Below are 1,443 nucleotides of genomic sequence, written 5' to 3'. Positions count from 1 at the left end.
CGCCGCCGCGTGGGCCTTCGGCGCGGCGGGCCTCGGCGCGGCGGCGGGAGTCACGGCCGCCACCGCGTACGGGGTCCTGGTGATGATCGCACTGGCCCCCGGCGCGTTCGTCATCGCGGTGTCGCTGCTGCGGCGACGCCGCGCGGCGACGGATGCCGGAAGGCGGGCCGCGACATGACGCTCCCGTACGTGACCCTCAGCTGCGCCATGTCGCTCGACGGCTACCTCGACGGCGAGTCGCCGCAGCGCCTGATCATGTCGAACGCCGAGGACTTCGACCGCGTCGACCAGCTGCGGGCCGACAGCGACGCGATCATGGTCGGGGCATCGACGGTCCGCCGCGACGACCCTCGGCTGCTGGTGCGAAGCGAGGATCGGCGGCAGAAGCGCGTGTCCGAGGGGCGCAGCGCGTCACCGGTGAAGGTCACCGTCACGGGCAGCGGCGACCTGCCGGCGGGCTCGTGCTTCTTCAAGGTCGGCGACGTGGAGAAGATCGTCTACTGCCCGCGCGCGACCGCCGCACGGCTCGCGGGCGCCCTCGGCGGCACCGCGACCGTGGTCGCCCTCGGCGACCCGGTGACCATGCGCGACATCGCGGAGGACCTCGCCGCGCGGGGCGTACGGCGGCTCATGGTCGAGGGCGGCGGAAGGATGCACACCCAGTTCCTGAGGGAGGACCTCGCCGACGAGCTGCAGCTGGTGATCGCGCCATTCTTCGTCGGCGACCCTCGTGCGCCGCGATTCGTCGGGGAGGGCGCGTTCCCCTGGACGGCGACACGGCGGGCGCGTCTCGCCGAGACGCGGCAGATCGGCGACGTGGTGCTGCTGCGGTACGCCCTCTCGGAGCGGGCGGTGCACGGCGGGGCGTCGACCGAGCCCGAAACCGTCGTAGCGGCCGCGGATCGCCGGGGCGCGGACCATGGCTCGACGACGTGAGGCCGCGTTCCACGAGCGCCGCGGCCTGCGCGGAGGCATGCCGCTGACGCTGCTCGCGTGCGCGATCCTGTTCCTGGCACCCCTCGTGCCCGGGGTTCTGAACACAGGCAGCCCGGGCTCCTTGCTGCGTCTGCCGGGCGAGACGGTCGTCGCCGTGGTCGTGCTTCTCACCGTGGCGGCACGCTGGCTCCAGACCGTGACGGCCGGCGTGTACGCGGCGGTGGTGGTCGCCGGCATCCTGCTCGCCTCTCTCGATCTGGCGTTCCGCGCCACGATCGACCGTCCGTTCGATCTCGCGGAGGACGGCGGCGCGATCGTCGATGCCTTCGGCGTCGTGCAGGACACGGTCGGTCCCCTCAGCGCGATTCTCGTCCTTTTGCTCATCGGCGCCGCCGTCGTGGGGCTGTGCGCCGTCGTCGCCGTCTCGGCGCTGCGTGTCGGACGCGCCGCACGCGGGGAGGGCCCGCGAGGTCGTGCCGTCGTCGCCGCGGTCGCGGGCGCGTGGGT

Annotated in this window: 2 protein-coding genes; both read left to right on the top strand. The window is 73.7% G+C overall.

Annotated elements, in window-relative coordinates:
• Window positions 1-174: 174 nt before the first annotated feature.
• Window positions 175-936: a RibD family protein gene (locus EIO58_RS17825; protein ID WP_127820545.1), complete on the top strand. Its 762-nt coding sequence runs from the start codon at window positions 175-177 to the stop codon at window positions 934-936.
• The coding region (locus tag EIO58_RS17820; RefSeq protein ID WP_205789378.1) for a hypothetical protein at window positions 920-1,443 on the top strand (524 nt) is incomplete at its 3' end. The genes EIO58_RS17825 and EIO58_RS17820, both read left to right, overlap by 17 nt.

It is taken from the genome of Microbacterium sp. CPCC 204701, assembly GCF_004010105.1.
Classification (GTDB): Bacteria; Actinomycetota; Actinomycetes; order Actinomycetales; family Microbacteriaceae; genus Microbacterium.
This window is presented reverse-complemented; position numbering and strand designations above follow the sequence as displayed.